This is a genomic window from Undibacterium sp. Tian12W (assembly GCF_049339405.1).
Classification (GTDB): Bacteria; Pseudomonadota; Gammaproteobacteria; order Burkholderiales; family Burkholderiaceae_D; genus Undibacterium.
Map to the genome: position 1 here is coordinate 112,331 of NZ_JBMPPK010000013.1, position 20,569 is coordinate 132,899.

The window sequence follows — 20,569 nt, forward strand, 5'->3', positions numbered from 1 at the left end:
CGGACTTACGCTGAGAGTGCAGACTGACCTCGCCAGCTTATCCAATAAGGACAACAATATCACTCCTTGTCTTTAACATTCTCACCGTCTCAAATGACAAGATGTTCAATCTTTGGAGAGTATGCTGCTTTGCCTGAGTCGATAAATTATCCAGCTGTTCAATGCAATCGCAAAGCGTATTCAATTCGCCAACGAACAAGTTTATGTTTTCATGCTGGATACTGACAAAGATACCCCAGTCATCTATCAGTGACAAATTGTGGGCTTTTGCAATCGGAAAAATTACGTCACGAAACCATGATTCGCTACAAACAGGAACATTGAATAATCGCTCTTGATCATTCAGTGGTGTCTTCACGCTTGCTGTTACGCTCATTATTAATCTCTTGATTTTCGATAATAAATTACTTTAAAAATTAAAGCAGGACATGGGGTGAGAAAAGTCTGCATCATGCCGACTTTCGGTCTGATTATAGGAATGCTGCTACTGACCGCAGATTTGCCTAACGACGCATCTGGATGCGGGCACAGCCCGGCAATAATGGCGGATCAAACAGACTTACATTCAGCCCACGCTCTTCGCTGCCAGCATGAGTAAGCCTGAACATGTCGGGGTCATAAGCATACACCAGAGAATCGCGACGGCTCACGCCTATTCTTATTAAATTCCCTACTGACCAGGCCTTGATTTTCGCGGAGTCGGTCTTGCCAGCACGCGAAAACTTCACATCCAGAACAGGGGCATCGACCTGTGATTCGTCGAAAATAGAGGCAAACGGCCAGCAGTTAACTACTTTACGAAAATCTTCTTCCCCTGCCAGATCCTGTGACCTGACCCAGCCCCATGGTGAGATGTTATTGGGGTCTTGTGACTTCATCCCCACATATATCCATTGCTTATCCGCGGTCTTGCTTAACTTCCAGTTGATACGGACAAGTTCCCCCAATGCCAGACGAAAAGAGACCTCTGCCATCTCGTCTGGTTTGGTGCGAACGGCAGCCCCACTGATCCGGCTTGCGAATAGCGCGCAAGCCAGGTCATTAGTGCGGGACACGCAGGCAGTTAAAGAAGTTCCGGCGTAAACAGGTGTGCAAAGCGCTGAACCAATCACGCACCCAATCAAGATTTTTGCGGTCAGGTGCAGGAGTAAATAAGTTCGCATGGGTCAATTTACCAAAATAGAGGTCTTGTATTGTGCATATGATTGCTCACATCTTATGCGATCTATCAACATGCCTGAAACGCAAAATTAATCTGCCCCGTCAAAGTCCCGCTACCTACGGCTGGCATGTACACAGTCTGTATCGCATATCCCACCAGCGTCGCATTGGATGTAATGGCGGTGCTTGCACCTGTAGCGTCTGCATTGCCATTGCCCTGGGCTGAAGATACCAAGCTCTATGCGCAAGCCATCAGCACTGGTGATACGGCCTGCCGCGAGACCATTTTTGTTGACGAACAGTGCCATACCTGTGGTATTACCTGGCCCTGATGCCTGGGCGATACCCCTGCATCAATACGTCAAGCATACCGCTGGCGGCGTGCATGACGTATCTTTACTCACGCAAAGTTTGCGTGATGAGGGATTTAAGCATGCAGGCTGGCGCTTAACTGGATTGCATAGGCAGTGGCATCGCCCGGTGACACATTACCTTCCATGTCGGAGTTATATTCAGACCAGGTCTGCGCAGACGAAGGGGCATTACTCTGGACCAGGTTGCCCATGCCTTTGACATTGCTGACGCTGACACCACCACCTGCAATCGCGGTGACTGCTTTTGCCACGGCATTGCCGTGCTGGACGTTAAAGATTGGTTGCTTGGTAATTTGCGATGTGATGCTCAGATATTCTGAATACACGCCAATTGCATATACCTTCAGCGGCACGTTATTAGCTGCATCTCCATAGTCATGGATCATGCCTGTCCAGGATTTGGCGCTGACCTCAGCATTCGGGTAGCTTTGCATCAGGAATTTGCATTCACCTCCGGTCCAGTTGGCTTGTGCACCGCCGCCTGTCAGGATGAAGTTGTCACCGATTATGGCCGTGGCAGTGTCGCCCCCGATACCTGGATTAGTGCCACTGGCGCTAGTGAGGCCGACCTTGAGCAAGTTGCTTGGGTCATAGATGGCAACGGCATAGGATGTCAATGTCTGTGATCCAGGATCAGCAGGGAAACTATGATCATGCGAAGCTGCTGTCCAGCCTGTGATGTTCTTGTTTTGATCTACGCTGGGGTAGCAACCCAGCAAATAGTTGGGGCTGCCTGTCGTTACCGAAACACCGCCAGATATGATTTTGTAGTCTTGACCAACAGTGACTTCTACCAGGTTTTCCTGACGAGGCAGGACACTGATCGTGCTGGAGAAGTAGGATGGATAATTAATACTCTGCATCAAAACTTTCAATTGCACATAGAGCTGCAGGAATTTTTGCGCGGTGCTGCCAGCGGTTGCCAATTCCCAGAATTCTTTACTCTGACTGACGCCTGATACCGTGCTGGCAGTGCATGTTTCAGCCCAGGCTGCATAGGTTTTGGGGTCATTAACATCCATGTTGGCGGCAACAGCGCTGCTGCCGCCTATAGCTTTAACCTCAGAATGGTATTGGTCGGTTTTATAAGTGCTCTCAAGGCTGCTGGTGACCTTTGCCGTTGCCGTTACGCTGGCGACGCTTTTATACTGTGCAGTAACCGTCAGGTCCATACTGGTTTTGCTGCTTTCACTGGTGGTATTGGCAGCTATACTGACATACAGTGCGCCACCGAGATAGACACCCAGGACAAGGTGGGTGCCGTAATGATCGGTGAATCTGGCTGCGCTCGCCAATGAGTTTATACCTTGCAAGTCTGCAAGCAAGCCACTCGTCAAATAGCTTTTGATCACTTCCACATCGCTGCTGTGATTGAAATAAACGCTGCCGCATCTGAGTGTGGCGCCGAAACCAAAATTGAATGCGGTAGATGACTGGTAAGTTTCCTTGTTGTAGTTGGCTTGCACAGAACCGCTGAAGAAACTGTAACTGCCCTCTATACCAACGGAGACAGCGAAGCTCGATTTTGTTTCAACCGATGAATTACTCTTGTCGGTCTGCGAAGAAAATTCTTGTTGACTGGTTTGCTCGGTAATCTGTGCCGGGTCTATCACCTTGCCCCGGTAGTCTTGCAGAAAATTGAGGATATTGTTGGGCGACTGTGCAATATTATTATTGAAGACATTGTAAGACTGCAGGATAAAACTCGCCGGTGTTGATGATGCTGAGCTCATATTGGTTTCCTTGGAATGCTGCCGTGGACAGATCAATTGACACTCGCTTGACGCAATGAGCATATGGCGCAGCCATTCGTCCATGTCAAACAAGTGACTGCGCGCTCTAAGGACATGCAAGCCGCGGGTGCCATCACCAGGGTCGTTCACACCGCGATCATTTGTCCGTCTTGATCAGCCAGTTTATTGACAAACCTGGGCTGAACAACAAGCTCTGACAGCATGAGGCATAAGTATCCTTATTAACAATGTCAAAAACATAATTTTACTTGCATATTCTTCACCTATTTTTATGATTTTCCTTTGCGAGAGTTTGATTGACATTGGCATTGCTGCAAACAGCGGAGAACCAGATTGCATTAACAGCAGCTTGGGCAGTGCAAAGCCTGACCCAAGCTGCGACTTACCCCCTAGCTCTGAAACGAAAAATTAATCTGCCCCGTCAAATTTCCACTTTTATCTGCAGGTACATATATCGCCTGTACCGCATAGCCCACCAGCGCCGCATTGGATGTGATGGTGGTGCTTGCACCCGTGGCCTCTGTATTGGCGTTACCACTCATGGTGATCGTGCCGGGGCTGAATGAGACTATCGTCGTGCCTGTTGGTATGCCTGTGCCTGTCAGCACTTGCCCAGGGGTCAGGTCATTGGTACTGCTGACGCCAGTGATCTGGTTGTTGCCGCTGGTGACGATGCCGATAAAACTCAGCACATTGGCGGGAATGTCAAAGGGCGTGACATTGCTGGGGCTGCTGACGCTGAAGGCGGCGACGCTGGCGACCACGTTCTGTAATGAATCGATGAGATTCAAGGCCAGCGTGCCAGCGACTGTCGCGACTGGCAGCACGGTGGTGACGCTGACAGTGGTGCCAACCGGGAATTGTGGCGGGTTGAGGCTGACGGAAAAATCACCACTGGGGCCTGTGAGTTGCACGGTCTGGGTGGCAACGGCAGGCTGGTAATTGCTGTCGCCTGAATACACTGCGGTGACGGTATAGCTATGGGTATAGGCACCATCAGGCAAGGCGGGAACAGTAAAGCTGGCGGCTGCAGCCTGGCCATTTGCCAGTACTACACTGGTCTGGCTGCTGGTGTTGCTCATGACGCAGCCATCGACAAAATAGCTGACGCTGCCCGTTGGAGTCGCACCACTACCTGCAACGCTGGCAGCAAGTTGCAGGCTGCCGCCCTGGGTGCCGCTGGTGGGTGCTGTCAGTGTCACAGTCGGCATGGGTGTACTGCCCCAGGTGCTGAGGATGATGCTGACATTGCCGACACTGCTTTGCTGGATATTGGTGCTGCTGCCAAACTTGTCGTCGTATGGAAAAGCATAAGCCAGGCCGCTCTCGGTCAGGCCAGCCTGATGCCAGTATTTAACCCAGTAGTTGAAGGGCTGGCTATCTGGATACCAGGTGCTGCTGTCGCCCCAGGTCGATGGCTCATTAAGGATGATGCCACGGTTGAAGGCGGCAGAAACAGAATTCTCCAGATCACCCTGCACCGCCAGTGCCGCACCGCTCAAACCACGCAGGGTATTGTCAGCAAACACGGCATCGCAGGCGAAGATCATTTGCGAGGCAGATTCCTTGGCCATGGCGGCGCTGATCCATGCAGGTGGCGCAGCGACCGGGAAAACCGGCGTGTAGTCAGCCAGTACATTTTGTGTCGAGAACGGGTAGTAAATCGTGTAGGTATTGCTGTCGGTGCCGCTGGCGTCTGCGAGTGAGAGCGCATAGCTGCCATCGGTCTGCAAAGCCACGCTGCCGCTATAAGTCAATGGCTGGCCAAAGGCTGAGGATTGCAGGCTGAAGGTATTGCCGCCGCCATTGCCTGGCACGCCGGGGCTTGATGTGGCGGGGCTGCTGAAGTATTGCAAAAAGAAATTATCGACCTGAGCATTGAAATAATTGTTCAGCGCATCGCTGGCGGCCACATTGGGGTTCTCGCAAATGTCCTTGGGCGAGACGATACGCATGGGGGCAGCACCCAGACATTCCATGAAAGGGCTGGCGTTGCCCTTGTTGCTTTGCTCCTTGATGAAGGTCGCAAAATTACTCATGTCGCTGCCATTGAAAATATCATCGCGCACACCAACCACGCCGACGGGCCCGGCCAGGACGGCAGTGAGGGCTGCAGCACTGACAGTGGCAGTGGCTGGCAGGTTCAGCGTCATGCTGCCGGGGTTGGCACCCACAGGCACACTGACCACTGCGCTGCCTGGCGCAATGCCGCTGCCAGTCACAGGCACACCCTGGCCCAGGCCATTGCTGGGCCCCAGGCTGGTCACCTGATCGCTGCCGGCGGTGGTGTCACCCGTAAAATTGTCATTGTAAGTCTGGGTCGCAGCAGCATCTTTAAAGAACTGCAATTGCATAGGCAGGCCAAAGGCATCGACCTGTGAGGTATCAATATCGACATTGATGCTGCCATTGGAATTCGAGGCCACGGTAAATTCGAGAAAATCATAAAACGTGCCAGTACTCGGGTCTTGCGCACTGGCCGGGCTCGGTGACGAGACTGAGGCAGGTGTGGATGTGACCGATACCTGAGCCTGCGTGGGTGCACCGACAGAAATCAAAATACGCCCCGAATATTGCTGGTTGTTGTTGCCGTTTGCATCCCCCGTATAAGCCGGTGCAGGCAGGCTCAGGCTATTGCCCCATTGCGTCAGTGTGTAGCTCGGCAGGATAACGCCATCTGGCGAATTGGGCCCTGGCGGCGGCAGATCAGTTACGGCAGTCGGCACCACCTGCGTCTGCCCTGCCGCTGGTGGCACCAGATAATAATTGGCACCCTGCGCCGGAGTCTGGCTGTTGCCGGGATTGATGATGAGGCTGCCATATACCGTCACCCAGACATTGTCATTATTGGCGGGCGAATTATTGGTGATCGTGACGGGGACGGTTGATTGAATGGGGAAGGAAGACATGAGGAAACGCTCCTAGAATGTAGTGACATCGTAGAAAAGGCAGGCGGCAAGCCCACCACGGCTGACGCAATATCCTTGCCTATTCTACATGATCAAAACACAAAAAATCTGCTTGATCTTATGGTCAAAACACAACTTCGACACATCCATGCTGCTCGCCGCCAAATCCTTCCCTTAGAGAACTGATGAGTGGCAACCCTGGCAGCAACATCTCAGGCAATGATAATGCTGGTCCCCTTGAAACGTATGCTTCCATCCTTGTATCTGGCAAACGCCATCCATTCAACATAAGAAAAATCCCTGCCCATGATTGCCTGGTAGCACTGCACAGGCTTGTTGAATGGCCAGATACGGTCCCATTCATTGAGGCATCGCTCTGTCTTTACCTCATGCACGGCAGCTACATGCAGCAAAGATGGATCATCGGCGTTGCGGCTATAACGCTCCCATGGCAAACCTGCCTTGCGCAACAGGGCTATGCCACTGCGTTCGGCCAGGTTCTTGATCTCCATCGAAACTTCCAGCGTCATGTCAGGAGGGATTTCTGTCCATTGCTGACCGGGGTAAAACTGCTCACGATAATCCAGGGACGGACATAGACCTTTGCTATTGATGCGGGCTGCATATTTCCTGCTTTCGCTTTCGCGAAAATGCCAGGCCCGGTTCTCCCATTTGAGGCTCACCTCATCAAACACGCAAGCCTTGCCCTGTTTGATGGCAGGTTTGCTGACCACAAACGCATCTGGCTTGGAAAGACAGCGCACCAGCGTCATGCCATTGTCCAGCTTGTAGCTCGATTGCGCCATAACGTTGGCGCTCAGCACTTGCTCAACCGCTGCGACGTCACAGGATAAATTGGGGACTTCATAAACAATGATGGGTAGCATTACTTCCTCCAAAAATCCCAGATGCTGCGGGGCACCCTGGCCGGATAATCGCGATAATTATCGACCAGTATTTTATAGTCTCTTTCTACAGGTCTGGGTGAACGGATAATATCTGAAGCGTAAGACATAATGCCGGGCCGCATTGCAGGATCGATATATTTGAATTCGTCGTGACCACGTCCCAAGGCATGCAGGATTTCATGCCCGGTGACATTGAAATTACGGCCACGAGGCAGATACATCGTCAACTCATTGCTGTCCCAGTATCCACCGGTATTTTTAGGCAGTCTGCTGTTCTCTGCGACCTTTTTTCTGAAGGCCTCGTCGTCCATCACATTCATTTTGAATGCAACGGACTCATCTTTTTGCGCGAGATGAAAATCTACATTCATGCCGTATTTACCGTCTTTGCCATTAATCAGATTCAGTTGTTTGACAGCCAGATCACAATCAGGAACGGTACCTATACATTCCAGTGCAGCCTTGGCAGAGAGTACGTTATCAGTAATGTTCAGGTTTTGCAAATTACCCAACTGTGCGCCATTCCATTCGCGTATGGAGCTGGGTGTGGGTTCTGGACTATTTGCTATATGTGCAGCAATTCTCGCGCGGATTTTTCCTATATCTTCAGGCGAGACTTGCGAATAGTATTTACTTCCCTTTCTGGCAAAGTCAGCATAATCCACCTCAGGTAAACGACTAATATCCAAACCCAGGTCATTCTTGAATACCTGACGCTGCAACCATATCACTTCCTGCTCGCGTGTGAGCCCTGGTGGCGGCAACTCTAAAAGTTTCTTATGTTTTTGCAGCACGTCGGCCCCCGTATATCCTGCCGCAGCCCCTCCCTGGCCTTGCTCATTGGAACGCATGGCAGCATCCATAGACTGCCCATCGTACTCACCCCATGAGGCTGGCTCCTGCTCGACATCACGCATCTCGTTGCGTTGCCAGCTATTGAAGGGTAAATCCGGCTGCTGCCTGCCACGCAACAACAAGGGATCACCCCTGTCGTTCATACCGTCTGTCCTTATTGGTATATCCTGCTGCGGCCAAGAAACTATCTGCTCCTGATCTAGTCGCCGATCTGCCTGGAATACAGGGATATCAGCTTGTGAACTGCTGTCGCTGTCTGGCAAACCCGCCAGATCGTCATCCAGAACTGGAAAAAAATACGGCAAGCCATCCCTGCCTGTGTAGGTGTTTCTTATCATGTCATCCTCTATGATGTTAATGGTCTATCGTTTCCTACGCCTGTCTTTCTGCGTGCATGATGCGCTTAAGCGTCAATATTCTTCTTCATCAAAATAAGTCTCTTCATTCGTCCATAAGGGGCGTGCCTCCCAATCTCTCAGATAATGTTGTTCAGGACCAAAGAACACGCTGGCATGCATCACGGCATCCAGCTCCACTTGCTTGTCTTCAACATAAGAGCGATAACAACTGGCACCATGAAACATGTGGACTGGGCTGGCTCCTTCTGCCAGGCGGGCATTCCAGGCCTGGTAAGCGGCGATTCTGGTGCAGGCAGATGTTTTAGGATAATCTTCCCATGCATATTCAAAATATTCATCGCACTGCTGCGGCGTGACCGCAGCTTTTGATTTTGGTTTTGTTTTTTTTATTGGTTGACTGTTTACTGGTTTATCGTTCCTGGTAACTGGTTCATGGTTACTGGTTGCGATCTGTGCAGTTTGCAATTTCGTCTCTGATCTTGTTTCTGATTTCAGAGGTGGAGCGTTTGCATGAAGTGTTTTCCCTATGCCGATTTGCTCAAATTCTTCATCTGGCTCTGCAACCAAGCCTGCCCTGGCACCGCCCCAGCGTGCTTTGTTGGCAGACTTGGCACGGTCGGCTTTGGCCCGGTATAAGGCCAGCTCTTCTTCACAACGACTATTCGTATGGCCTGCATCTGAGATCACAAAGAAGTCAGACAAGACATCTGCCACTTCACGCATATATTCGCGCATACCTATCAAGCGTGCGACTTTTTCAGGGTCGGCTGGCAAAGCTGCTTCAGTTGTGTAATACAGGTCCAGCATGCGGCGGTAGGCCAGGTCTTCCAGCAAGCTCAGGTGACGGGTGTGGGACGCATAATCGCCCAGGTGGAAGGGATAAAAATTCATGCGCGCCCTCCTCTCGCATTGTTGTTGTAGCTGCGAAATGCAAAATAAATGGTCAGCCCTGCAAATGACCGGGCGTGACTGTACGCTTGAATTAGAATATTCAATGAAAACCTCATTAACAAAAATAGTAAGGCACAGGTCAGGACAACCCGTGCGGAAAATGATATGTGTGCAAACTGAAAAGCAACGCGAATTGATATGCGGCCAGGCGCGTTGCGAGATGTGTTAAAACGTCGCGTAGATGCGTAGTTTGAATGCGCGCCTTGATTGCACGCGGTAATGTTGTGTAAAAACGCTGTTCAGAAAACCAGGTAGTGACGCCAGCCTGCCGGAAGATAAGCTTAAGATACACTTTCCCCGCAATGATGCATGTTACACAAACTGCACGCATCCACCAAATTTTTCTTAAGTCAGTTTAAAACGCAGACCAGGTCTAAGAAAAACCCTGAAAAAACATGGCCCAACTCCCGAAACCAAGCTTTTTTACCTGCACCCCAGTACAATACTAGCTGGTTCATTTTCCACCATCGACAACATAATGCCGGTTAAATTTCAACCCCTGTTCTGCCTTGCCCTGGCGCTGCCTGCCATGTATAGCCCAAGCACCCTGGCTTCTACTGAAAAACAGGCGACCGTTACCAGCACTCAGATTAAAAAGCAGTTATCTGCCACTGAAACAGAGGCCAATAACTTGCGCAAGCAAGCAACAGAAAACCCCGGTAAATACCTGCCCCAGCTGATCACGGCCATCATCCGGCAGGGCACTATTTATCATAAGGAAAACCGCTATCAGGAGGCGCATGTTGCCTATGAAGAAGCGCTGGAACTCTGTAACAAGGTAGAGGCAGGCAAAGCAGAAACCTACCAGGAACACCTGTACATGCTGCGCTACAATCTGGCCTTGCTGTATCAGGCAGAAAAAAACTGGCCACAGACCAGGGTTTATTTTGAAAAAGCAGTTGCCGTCAGCCGTCTGCAGGTAGAAAAAAACCGTGATGCTTACTTGCCGCAATTGACTTCGACCCTGCATAGCCTGGCAGATCATGACAAAGAACAGGCTCTGCGCTCGCAAGCGCTGGCGTCCTATAACGAAGTCATCGCCAACTATCGCGAGTTGGTACAGAAAGATGCCTATACCTACACGCCAAGGCTGGCCAGCGCATTTTTTCATGCGGGCGTGGTTCAGTACCAGGAGAAAAAACTTCCTGAAGCAAGGCAGATGTTTGAAGAATCGATTGCGTCTTACCGTCTTGCGGTAGTAAGAGAAGAAAAATTCAAACCGGAATTGGCGCTCAGCCTGTCCAATCTTGGCATCACCAATAAAGCCGACAACAAATACGCTGCAGCACGGGCAAATTTTAATGAAGCCATTGCTATCTACCAGGCTGAAAAGCAAAAAAGCGCCCATACCCAGTATGTGTATGCCAACTCCGTCAGAAGCTTGGGAGATTTGAATGCCATCGAAAACAAACGGGCCCAGGCGCAAGCATCCTACGAAGAAGCAGCCAATATCTATAGGCAAATTCCTGCCAGTTACGCTGACGAGGCCCGTCCATCGTTTGCAGCGTCCCTCATAGAACTGGCACACATTTACAAGCAAAATAATCTTCAAGCGCAAGCAATCAGTGCATTTACTGAGGCTATCGCCAATTATCGCCAGCTAAGCCAGAAAGATGCGCTGACCTACACACCCAAGCTGGCCAATGCGCTGCTTAATCTGGGCTTTGTTCTACATAATGATAGAAAATATGCAGAAGCAAAAAAAACCTATGAAGAATCAGTCAGTTTTTACCGCCTTGCGGCATTAAAAGAAGCCAGGTTCAATGCCGGGCTTGCCTTAGCCCTGAGTAATATTGCCCTCATCGATAAACTTGATAATAAAAACCCTGAAGCGCGCCAGGCTTTTGATGAATCCATTGCCCTTTATAAGGAAGATATAAAAAACAATCCGGCGTCCCTGCATGGCTATGCCGTGACACTGGAGAGCTACGCTGAGCTCAACAAGAAAGAGAACAAGCTGGCGCTGGCACAGGCAGCTTATGAAGAAGCCGTCCGCGTCTATAAGCAAGAGCTGGCGACAGAGTCAGCACAGGTCTTGCCAGCCTTGCCTGCCTTGACAACTGCGCTCATCAGTCTGGGTGACTTGTACCGGCAAATGCGGCTGTCTGACAAGGCAATTGGTGCCTACGGTGAGGTCGTCGCCAATTACCGGCAGTTAATCCAGAAAGATGCTGACACTTATACATCCAGGCTGGCGAGCGCCTATTTTTATCTGGGCGTGCTGCATTTCAACGAAGACAGATATTCAGATGCAAGACAGGCATATCAGGAATCCGTCAATTTTTACCGTACTGCGATAGGAAAAGAACCCCGATTCAAGCCTGAACTTGCCCTGAGTATTTCCAATCTTGGCATCAGCTACAAGAATGACAAAAAATATGCCGAAGCGCGGCAGGCGCTTGACGAGGCCATCGCCATCTACCGCACTGAAAGCCAGAAGAGCGCCCATACCCTGTATGCCTATGGTGACACACTCAAAAACCTGGGCGATCTGAATGTTTTAGAAAAAAAGCAGGCACAAGCGCAAACATCCTATGAAGAAGCCGCCACTATCTATCGCCAGGTACCATCCAGCTATGCCGACCAGGCAAGGCCCAACTTTGCAGCAACACTTAATGAGCTCGCAGATATCTACAAGCAGACAGGGCAAAGCGACAAGGCGCGTGTGATTTATGAAGAAGCCGTCGTTAACTGGCGCAAACTGGCTGCCAAAACACCAGAGTATTATCAAAGGAGACTGGCAGGTACGCAATTGTCACTCGGTTTGATTTATTACAATGAACGTAAAAATCAAGAGGCACAGCAGGCGCTTGAAGAAGCCATCAGCATGTATGGCGCGCAGGTAGAAAAATACCCTGAGCTGACGCACAATCTTGCCGTCAGCTATTTAAACCTCGGCGATGCTGCGCTCGTCAACAAGCAAACCCAAAAAGCCTATGTGGCCTATGGCGAAGCCCTGGCCCTTTACCGCAAACTGTTTAAAAAAGATAGTGACACTTATTTGCCACCACTGACCAGCTTGCTGGTCAACATGGCAGAGATAGACCTGACGCAAAAACGCAATGCAGAAGCTTACACCGCGCTGGAAGAAGCGGCAGCCAATTACCGCAAGCTCTCGGCAAAGGATGCAGCTTCAGCGCAGCTGTATGCGAAAAAGCTTGCCAGCGTCTTGAGCCAGTTTGGCTACCTGAATCTGAATAACAAGCCACAACTGGCCGAAGCACTGTTCACTGAAGCTCTGGCTATCTACCGCCCGCTTGCTGCCAGAGAACCGCTTTACCTGCATGATCTTGCGTCGGTACAAGTCAGGCTGGCCATGGCCTTCAACAATCAGAGAAAGACTGTCCTGGCGCGACCTCTGATGGAAGAAGCTATCGCCAATTATCGCAAACTGGTACAGCAAAAACCAGAATTGACGGATGAATTGATCTTTACGCTGTCACAACTGGGTGAGCTCAATCTGAAAGAATTCCGTATCGATGATGCCCGCAAGATGTATGCAGAAATACTCGCACTTTGCCGCCAGCAAATTGACAAAAAACCGGCTACTGAAAAGCGCAAACTGGCATGGGTGCTTGCCAGACTGGGCACGTTCAACATCATCGGCAAAGACCTGATACAGGGCCGTATTTTTTTGAATGAAGCAATCAGTATCTATCGCCTGGATTACGCACAACGCAGCGACACTGCCAATGAATTTGCGATGGCCCTGTATGGCCTGGGTTTGCTCAACGAGGCAGATAACAGAGCCTCAGCAGCAATCAAAGCTTTTAGTGAAGCCAGTACCCTGCTGCAGGAGCAAAAGCAATTAAGCCCTGCCCTGCAAGCTGAACTGGCCAAAATACTCCACAGCCTGGCGACCGTAGAGTTTACCGAAAGGCGTCTCAAAGATGCTCAGGAACATATCAATGCAGCGTTGGCTGTCCGCAGGCAATTGGCAAAGGACACTGAAGCTGAGCAGCAAGACCTGATCGACGATCTTGCCCTGCTCTCCAGCATTCATATGCTCAACAAGGATTTGCCCAAGGTCAGGCAAGTCTATGCAGAAATCGTGCAGCTTGCCGAGCGCACAGGGTCGCTGCCACCGAAAATCCAGGCACGCGTCGATATAATCAAGCTCTTTATTAAAAATACCAAGGGCTTATAAGCATTTTACTTCGCGCCAGAATCAGGTTCACAGCACGTCTGCCAGAGCGTGCTGGCCTGACCAACCATGCAACCATGCCAGGCCTTGCAGTTGAAACTCATTTGGGCGCGTGAGGGCCCACAAGATCAGCGCCCTGGGGCCGACACATGCCCCACTTCATACGCCTGCACATGATCAGGCAAACCTGCAGCTTGCGCGGCAGAGGCATCACGCCATAAAGTAAAGCGCACCAGTGTCCAGGCATTCGGATCAAAAGCCACCAGCGTTGCCAGCGCACCGGCTTGCTGGCTGATGTTTTTTACGGCGGCAATTTCAAGCTCGCGCAAAGCGCCAAGATCTGTGTAAGCCGCAATCTGGCTGATCTCGCGCGTAGCAAATGTCGCGCTACGCACCTGCGCATCCACATAACTATGCCACACCGACCACTGACTGACCGCAGGCCAGCCAAAGGCTTGCGACACCGCCTTGAAGCCATCGCCACAGATGAAATTATTCAAACCTTCATTGTCATGCCAGAGGTAAAAAGGCGCATATGCATTATGGCTGGACGTCGTTGGTTCCTGGCCTTTACTCGCATGCAGATAGGCCTTGAAAGCCAGGCCGGGGAAGTTATCCAGCAGATGCCCCTTGCTGGCAATGCGCTGACGCACGATGTCCATATCGTAGTCGGCAGGAAGGGTGAAGTTGTATTGCATGGCGATCATGTTGGGTGTCCTTTTTGCGATTAGTTTGATGGGGAATTTTTTCTTGTAGATTGCAATTGTCGAAGGTTGGGCCAGCCTCGCTAGGCTGCGCGTTGTAGGTTGGGCTACGCCTCACCAGCCCAACACTCGGCGTTTCAATGACGTATACGTTTGCTTAGGCCCAGTGTTGGGCTGATACCCCGTAGCCCAACCTACGAAACCGGCCCGACCTACAAAATTATCGAACCCGACCCAACCTGCGTAATTACAAAACCTCACTCATACCGCGCCACACCGTCATACATCACACCACCACTAAACGACCAGTCCTCAGCTGCGGTAGTATTGATAATGACCAGCACATCCTCAGACCTGATACCTGGCGACACTCCCAGCAGCTCCACCAGCCTGCGGTAAAACGCCGCCTTGGTCGCAGCACTGCGCTGGCGGCCAGCAGTGATCTGTATTAGTACAAAATCGTCCGACCTTGGCTTGTTCTCGTGGCTGAGATAATCACGGTCAAACACCAGTTCATTCACTTCATGCTGATGGATGATCTGGAAGCGGTCCTTGAGTGGCACTTCATATGCTTCTACCAGTGCCTGATGCAAAGCATCCGACAAGGCTTGCAGGTATTCAGGTGATTTACCCTTTAACAGGGATACGCGGCTCATGGGCATGATTTACTCCTTTGATGTTGAAGTAGTTTGTTTCGCAGACAATTGGCGCAGCGCGGTGACAGCCGATGCCGCCGTAGGCCAGCCCGCATAAAACGCCAGTTGAGTGATGACCTCGACCAGCTCTGCATGGGTGATGCCGTTGTCCAACGCGCGCTGTATGTGAAAGGGCAATTGCTCGCTGCGGTTCAGCGCAATCAGGGTGGCAACCGTGATCAGACTGCGTTCACGCGCGGCCAGGCCCGGCCTTTGCCAGATGTCATCGAATAAAACAGTGTCGGTCAGCTCGGCAAACTTGGGGGCGATGTCACCCATGAGTTCGCGGGCGATGGTGCTGGGGATTTGCATGGTGCGACTCCAAAAGCGTTATTGACAAGTACAAGATACCCGACTATCTTCATCCATAAAATCAGATAATTTCAAACCCATCATTCCAAAAATCGGGATGGACAAAAGATAAACAAAAGGAGCAAGCCAGTGAGTAAGATCACCTTTGACCTTGATGTCATGCGCACCTTTGTGACTGGCATAGAGCTGGGCAGCTTTGCCAAGGCGGCAGACAGGCTGGGCCGTTCCACCTCTGCAGTCAGCGCCCAGCTCAAGAAACTCGAAGACCAGGTCGGCAGCCCTATCCTGCGCAAGTCTGGCCGTGGCATGCTGCCCACGGCTGCGGGCGAAACCCTGCTGGCCTATGGCCGCCGCCTGCTTGAACTTAATGATGAAGCTGCCGCCGCCGTGCGTGGGGTTGATCTCGAAGGCTGGATCAGGCTGGGCATACCTGAAGACTTTGGCGAGCGCATACTCACTGATGTGCTGGGCCGCTTCGCCCGCGCCCACCCCAGGGTCAGGATAGAAGCCAAAATCGCCCGCAACGCCACCCTGCTTGACCTCATCACCGGCGGCCAGTTAGACCTGGCGCTGACCTGGGATGGCGGCATCAGCACCCCGCACAGCGAACACCTGCGCAACTTTGCCATGCACTGGATAGGCGCGGCAGACCCGCAACTGCAAGCCAGCTATCCCTGTGATGAACCCCTGCCACTGGTCGCCTTTGAAGCCCCCTGCCTCATGCGCAGCTGCGCCACCAGTGCACTCGACCATGCCAACATCCCCTGGCGCTTGTCCTTCACCAGCCCCAGCCTGTCCGGCATCTGGGCCGCCGTCGCCGCAGGTCTGGGTGTCACCGTGCGCACCGCCGCTGGCCTGCCCAAACACCTGCGCATTATCGACAACCCCGCCCTGCCCGCCTTGCCCATGCTGGGCCTGAGCCTGCACCGCCTTGAGGCTGAACCGCACATGGCCGTGCAGCGTTTGCGTGAGATTATGGTGGAGACGCTGATGGAAGAAGAGATGGGGCAGCAGCTCAGGGCGGCGTGAAGGCCGTACCGGGCTGAACGCCAGCTATTGCAGCACTGCTCCATGACGCAACACCGCCAGTTTATGAATTAAATCAACCTTCAAATCTATAGCACCATGCTCACAGCAATTGAACTCGTCACAATGATACGATCCGCCTGGGAAAATGCGACGCCACCTGAGCCCGGCAATATCTCCCAGCCTACTTACGACGACGAAGGCGTGGCCGCCTACTTTACCGGCAAATCATGGCAAGGCCACAATGCGGCACAACTGCGGCGTCTGACTCATGCGCTCACATTTTTTACCGATGAGGCATTTGCCTACTATCTGTCATCCTACATGATTGCCGACATCGAAGAGCCTGAGGTATCGGATGTCAATGTTGAGGGAATGCTGTACAGACTCGATCGCTATCAGACTCAATCTATTGTTACCATGTTGAACGCCAAGCAGAGAAACGCATTGCGCTCTTATATCGTATTTGTTAAAGCAAGGGAGCTGGGCATGCTCAGCAGGGAATGCGCAACCATTCTAAATTTCCTGGATGAAGCGCATAGACATGATTAGCTTGCGATCCGATATCGCTTCGTTTTGAGTTTATCGCTTTTGGCAACAGCTTGCTCGACATGCCTGGAAGATTTTTGGCCTAAATCAAGAATTTGATAAATCCCGTTTTCAAATTCAGATATGATGTACGTTTTGCATCTTTTACCATCTGCCCATGCCTATTCTCAAACTGCGCCCAGTCTCTGCCTTGATACTTGCCTCCGGCCTTTTGCTGGCTGCAGCCAGCCAGGCACAATTGCCCGCCACCTACACGCTGGACGATAAAAAACTGCTATGGGCAGAAGCCATCTCTTATTTCAACGGTACTGAATATCAATACGAATTGCTGCGTTTTGACAGTGAAGCGGCAGCACTTGCCTGTGACAAAAATCCATATGCCTGCGTCGGTAACAAAGCTATCAGCAAACAAAGTTTCCGCTTGCCTTTGCCTGCTGTTCCGCTTTACCTGAAAGACATCGTCAACAACCAGCGCAACTCCACCATCAGCAAGCCCGTACTTGATCCTGCCAGCAAGACCTGGGTCATGGTGCTCATGAAATCAACAGGGCCTAGCGATTTCCCCAAAAACATCAATCCGCAAAACTGGCTGGACCAGTATGCTCTGACAGCCTTGCCCGGCTTGAATGATCTAAAAACCGACAATACCCTGACTACCCGGCGCGAACTGAGCCGTATCTACGACCCGGCAGCGCTGGATGCAGCCTTAAAAGCTGGCATAGTCAACAGCAGTAACATCAACATCAAACTGGCAGATGGCTCTACCCTTTTGCGCAGGGCCGCCATTTTCAAAGAATCAGAAATGATCGATACACTGCTCAAGAACGGTGCCCGTGCAGACGTATGCACGCCCTTGTGCCCCTTGAACAGCGCCATTCAAACACAGGATATCGCCCTCATCAAAAAACTGCTTGATGCAGGCGCCAACCCCAATGGCGGCAATGATGTTTATCGCCCACTATCGTTAGCTGCCTTATTAGCCAACAAAGACATTGTCGAGCTCTTGCTGGCCAGAGGTGCAGACCCGCTCTTGCCGCAGAAAGAAGTCATATTTGGCGGTGACATACACAAAGCCTTGCTGCAATACGCGCCTGCAGACAATCCCGCATTTACCAGCTGGCTACAAACAAAAATAGACCAGGCGCTGGAAAAGACAGGCAACTACAAATGGTCTGCCTGGATAGAGCAAAACGGCCAGAGGACAAAACTCACCGACAATGCCGTCATCAAGCTCAAAACAACACCATTCAAGATTGTCATGCAAATCAACCCCGAGCATTCATTCAGGTTGATTTGTGCCGAGGACAAAAGCCTGTTTGAACATGCCAAAGACATCCACTTCAGGACTGACACCCTCAGCCCTTTCAATGTTGGCGCGTCAGCCGACGACAGCAAATACCTGTCCTGCGGAAAAATTGCTCAGGAACGAGGCAAATGGCTATTCGACGGTGCAACCAAAGAACTGAGCTATACCGAGAAAGCCGATGAAAAGACCGGTACGCAACGCACAAAAGGCACTAACGGAAATGAATACAGCTACAACGTCACCGAATTTATCAACGACCGTAACCCAGTCCCCCTGGCACAGTACAAAGGCAAGGAACTAGCCATGATGATAGGCACCGTGCCCAGATCAGGCATGGGCGCAGACTACTTCCGCCCGGCCAGTTTTACGATCAAGTTTCAGTGATGTGAATTACCGAACGAGACAATATCGTGAAACTGCACTTTGTACGCGCAAAAGCATGGGATGAGAACGACGAGCTGATGGAAGAACTACAGCCATATGCCAGTGCTCAATTAGAAAACCCCACCGTCAACGGGTATTGGGACCCAAGAGGTTTGTTTGCCATACATATCACCAATGTCATTCAAAGTATCAGTGATTGTGATAACGCAATTAGAATTATTAATTTGATCAAAAAAGAAGAATCCACATCAAAAATTCTTTCCGACAAATATGAAATACGCAAAGCACGTATCGAATCGACTGGAGTTACTTTTTTTATTCAATGTAATAAAACGGATCAAGAAATCTATACAGGCTTGATAAGTTTAGATAAATATATGGTTGCAATTTTGCATTGGAAAGATTTTATATCCGAAAAAAATTGCATCGAGCGCATAGTTGACATACCAGACTACTAGCGTCCGTTTAATCAGACGCTTTGGCTGGGTCGATAACTATGAATCCCTTTCCATGCAAATCCCATCGTAAATTTTATGCCGATCTCTTGTGGCCCGATTTGCGTAGGATTAGATGCTCATGTAGTATCTTTGGGGGGAGACAGTTTAATTCATTCAATTCTATTTCAAAAATCCATCCTCAGGAGGCAATATGAAACGTGTTGTTGGCATAGGCGGTGTGTTTTTCAAGGCAAAAGACCCGCAAGCATTAAGCGCCTGGTACCAGGATCATCTCGGTTTTGAACTCAGCCCCTGGGGCGGTGCCGTATTCAAGGCCAATGGCGACGGCACAGAAAAAACTGCCTGGTCATTGTTCCCGGCAGACTCCACCTACTTTGCCCCCAGCACCCAGCCCTTCATGATCAACTACCGCGTCGATGACCTGCACGCCCTGCTCGCCGCCTTGCGCGCCGAAGGCTGCGATGTCGATGCCAAAGTAGATGAATCAGAATACGGCAAGTTCGGCTGGGTCATGGACCCTGAGGGTAACCGTGTGGAGTTGTGGGAACCGCCAAAAAGTTAATGCTGCAGAACCCGGTTTCTATCTTGCTAACGGCAAACCCAGCACATAGGCGCATTCAGTAGGGTGCGCCGTGCGCACCGGCTAGTCTCGCGGGCAATAATAATGATGTCAAAACCGCGTGCCTGTATCACAGCAATGTCAGCAAGGAGATAAGCGTAGGGCGCATTGCAATGCGCCGTATGACATCATCGCATGGAGGGAAGCATATTTGCTCTTGAAAAGCCAAGCGCGGAGGAAATTAGCAAAGTTGTTTCAGGCCAGACATAAATGCAGCATACCGTATTTGAAAATACATGCGGCGCATTACAATGCGCCCTACATTACGGAACTGAACAAGCTGCAATCCATTTTAACCACTCCCCTCAAACCCGTCATGCCAGACTTGATCTGGCATCTAGTGTCTTTACACCCAGACTTCAAATTGCTGATGATCTATGCAAAACCGTGCGCAGCTTCTCATTCCTGAATACCTGCATCCGTACATAACCAAAGCCGCAGGATGCCAGATCAAGTCAGGCATGACGGGTTTGAGGTCTTAGTCAGCAATAAGCTCAAGGTCTTTTAAGCGAACAACAAATCAGCCCTGGAGTACGCAGCTCAGTTCATTAGCACAATGACGCCCTGCCAGGCACACTTGCGCCTGATGGCAATATCAATTGAGCCAAACGATGCTATATTGCGTTTTTTTCCTGTTGCCTGCCATGTGTCAAGCCATGCATGTGCATGCAAAGGCGATCAACTTAATCTGTCCCATGACCAGCATACCCACATCACCAACTGGCACCAGGCGCAAACATCTGCTCCCGTGGATCAGAATATCCCTGCTGTGCTGTCTCATGCTCTATTCACTGGAACGCGCCATCGATTATCTGCATCAGGCAGGCTGCGCGCAAAACCCGGGGGTGGGCGCGACGATAGCATCAATTGACCTGGGTATGATCTCTGCCGGTTTTCAATGGCTGTTCATGTTATCAGGTGCGTTCATACTCGGCACCTGGCCGGGTGTGAGCAAATGGCGCAGGCTGGGGCAGGCATCTGTGTTTTTGGTGCTCAGCTTTTGTCTGTCTATCGTGCTGTCAGTCTGGTATGAGGATGAGGTGGCAGAAACTTGCGCCCGGCCAGGTGTAACCCAGCCTGCCAATGCGAAAACACCTTGAG

Annotated in this window: 18 protein-coding genes; 8 read left to right on the plus strand and 10 right to left on the minus strand. The window is 51.0% G+C overall.

Annotated features, from left to right (window positions below; genetic code table 11):
* Nucleotides 1–37: 37 nt before the first annotated feature.
* Nucleotides 38–376 (minus strand): hypothetical protein, encoded by a 339-nt coding sequence (locus ACO0LI_RS17595; protein WP_423034127.1) that lies wholly within the window; start codon nt 374–376, stop codon nt 38–40.
* A gap of 127 nt (nt 377–503) precedes the next feature.
* Nucleotides 504–1,055 carry a hypothetical protein gene (locus ACO0LI_RS17600; RefSeq protein ID WP_423034129.1) on the minus strand — a complete coding sequence of 184 codons (552 nt, stop codon included), beginning with the start codon at nt 1,053–1,055 and terminating at the stop codon, nt 504–506.
* A 234-nt stretch (nt 1,056–1,289) separates the two neighbouring features.
* On the opposite strand from ACO0LI_RS17600, the gene ACO0LI_RS17605 reads away from it, so the two are divergent.
* Nucleotides 1,290–1,493: a hypothetical protein gene (locus ACO0LI_RS17605; RefSeq protein ID WP_423034131.1), complete on the plus strand. Its 204-nt coding sequence runs from the start codon at nt 1,290–1,292 to the stop codon at nt 1,491–1,493.
* A gap of 95 nt (nt 1,494–1,588) precedes the next feature.
* On the opposite strand, the gene ACO0LI_RS17610 is transcribed toward ACO0LI_RS17605, so the two are convergent.
* The 5 genes from ACO0LI_RS17610 to ACO0LI_RS17630 all read right to left on the minus strand — a co-directional run bounded on the left by ACO0LI_RS17610 (nt 1,589) and on the right by ACO0LI_RS17630 (nt 9,211).
* Complete coding sequence (locus ACO0LI_RS17610; RefSeq protein WP_423034133.1) at nt 1,589–3,268, minus strand: MAC/perforin domain-containing protein; 1,680 nt, start codon at nt 3,266–3,268, stop codon at nt 1,589–1,591.
* Nucleotides 3,269–3,678: 410 nt separating this feature from the next.
* Nucleotides 3,679–6,198 carry a beta-1,3-glucanase family protein gene (locus ACO0LI_RS17615; RefSeq protein WP_423034135.1) on the minus strand — a complete coding sequence of 840 codons (2,520 nt, stop codon included), beginning with the start codon at nt 6,196–6,198 and terminating at the stop codon, nt 3,679–3,681.
* 212 nt (nt 6,199–6,410) lie between these two features.
* Nucleotides 6,411–7,085 (minus strand): hypothetical protein, encoded by a 675-nt coding sequence (locus ACO0LI_RS17620; protein WP_423034137.1) that lies wholly within the window; start codon nt 7,083–7,085, stop codon nt 6,411–6,413.
* A complete protein-coding gene (locus tag ACO0LI_RS17625; protein WP_423034138.1) occupies nt 7,085–8,299 on the minus strand; it encodes a hypothetical protein in 1,215 nt (404 codons plus the stop codon). The genes ACO0LI_RS17620 and ACO0LI_RS17625 overlap by 1 nt, the downstream gene beginning before the upstream one ends.
* Before the next feature lie 72 nt (nt 8,300–8,371).
* Nucleotides 8,372–9,211, minus strand: coding sequence for a YdaU family protein (locus ACO0LI_RS17630; RefSeq protein ID WP_423034140.1), 840 nt, complete (start codon nt 9,209–9,211; stop codon nt 8,372–8,374).
* A gap of 538 nt (nt 9,212–9,749) precedes the next feature.
* Between ACO0LI_RS17630 and ACO0LI_RS17635 the strand changes: the two genes are divergently transcribed.
* Nucleotides 9,750–13,418, plus strand: coding sequence for a tetratricopeptide repeat protein (locus ACO0LI_RS17635; protein WP_423034142.1), 3,669 nt, complete (start codon nt 9,750–9,752; stop codon nt 13,416–13,418).
* A gap of 125 nt (nt 13,419–13,543) precedes the next feature.
* Here ACO0LI_RS17635 and ACO0LI_RS17640 read toward each other — a convergent pair whose 3' ends face one another.
* From ACO0LI_RS17640 to ACO0LI_RS17650, 3 genes are all read right to left on the minus strand, one after another.
* Entirely contained in the window at nt 13,544–14,122 is a 579-nt protein-coding gene (locus ACO0LI_RS17640) for a DUF4865 family protein (RefSeq protein WP_423034144.1), read from the minus strand.
* A gap of 254 nt (nt 14,123–14,376) precedes the next feature.
* On the minus strand, nt 14,377–14,781 hold the full coding sequence (locus ACO0LI_RS17645) for a tautomerase family protein (RefSeq protein WP_423034146.1): 405 nt from the start codon (nt 14,779–14,781) through the stop codon (nt 14,377–14,379).
* A gap of 3 nt (nt 14,782–14,784) precedes the next feature.
* A complete protein-coding gene (locus ACO0LI_RS17650) occupies nt 14,785–15,126 on the minus strand; it encodes a carboxymuconolactone decarboxylase family protein (protein WP_423034148.1) in 342 nt (113 codons plus the stop codon).
* A 129-nt stretch (nt 15,127–15,255) separates the two neighbouring features.
* Here ACO0LI_RS17650 and ACO0LI_RS17655 point away from each other — a divergent pair, with 129 nt between their 5' ends.
* From ACO0LI_RS17655 to ACO0LI_RS17680, 6 genes are all read left to right on the plus strand, one after another.
* Entirely contained in the window at nt 15,256–16,155 is a 900-nt protein-coding gene (locus ACO0LI_RS17655; protein ID WP_423034150.1) for a LysR substrate-binding domain-containing protein, read from the plus strand.
* A gap of 96 nt (nt 16,156–16,251) precedes the next feature.
* Entirely contained in the window at nt 16,252–16,704 is a 453-nt protein-coding gene (locus ACO0LI_RS17660; protein WP_423034152.1) for a DUF6714 family protein, read from the plus strand.
* Nucleotides 16,705–16,858: 154 nt separating this feature from the next.
* Entirely contained in the window at nt 16,859–18,391 is a 1,533-nt protein-coding gene (locus ACO0LI_RS17665; protein ID WP_423034154.1) for an ankyrin repeat domain-containing protein, read from the plus strand.
* 26 nt (nt 18,392–18,417) lie between these two features.
* On the plus strand, nt 18,418–18,849 hold the full coding sequence (locus ACO0LI_RS17670) for a hypothetical protein (RefSeq protein ID WP_423034156.1): 432 nt from the start codon (nt 18,418–18,420) through the stop codon (nt 18,847–18,849).
* A 190-nt stretch (nt 18,850–19,039) separates the two neighbouring features.
* Nucleotides 19,040–19,411 (plus strand): VOC family protein, encoded by a 372-nt coding sequence (locus ACO0LI_RS17675; protein WP_423034158.1) that lies wholly within the window; start codon nt 19,040–19,042, stop codon nt 19,409–19,411.
* Nucleotides 19,412–20,163: 752 nt separating this feature from the next.
* Nucleotides 20,164–20,568, plus strand: coding sequence for a hypothetical protein (locus ACO0LI_RS17680; protein ID WP_423034160.1), 405 nt, complete (start codon nt 20,164–20,166; stop codon nt 20,566–20,568).
* The last annotated feature ends 1 nt before the right edge of the window (nt 20,569 follow it).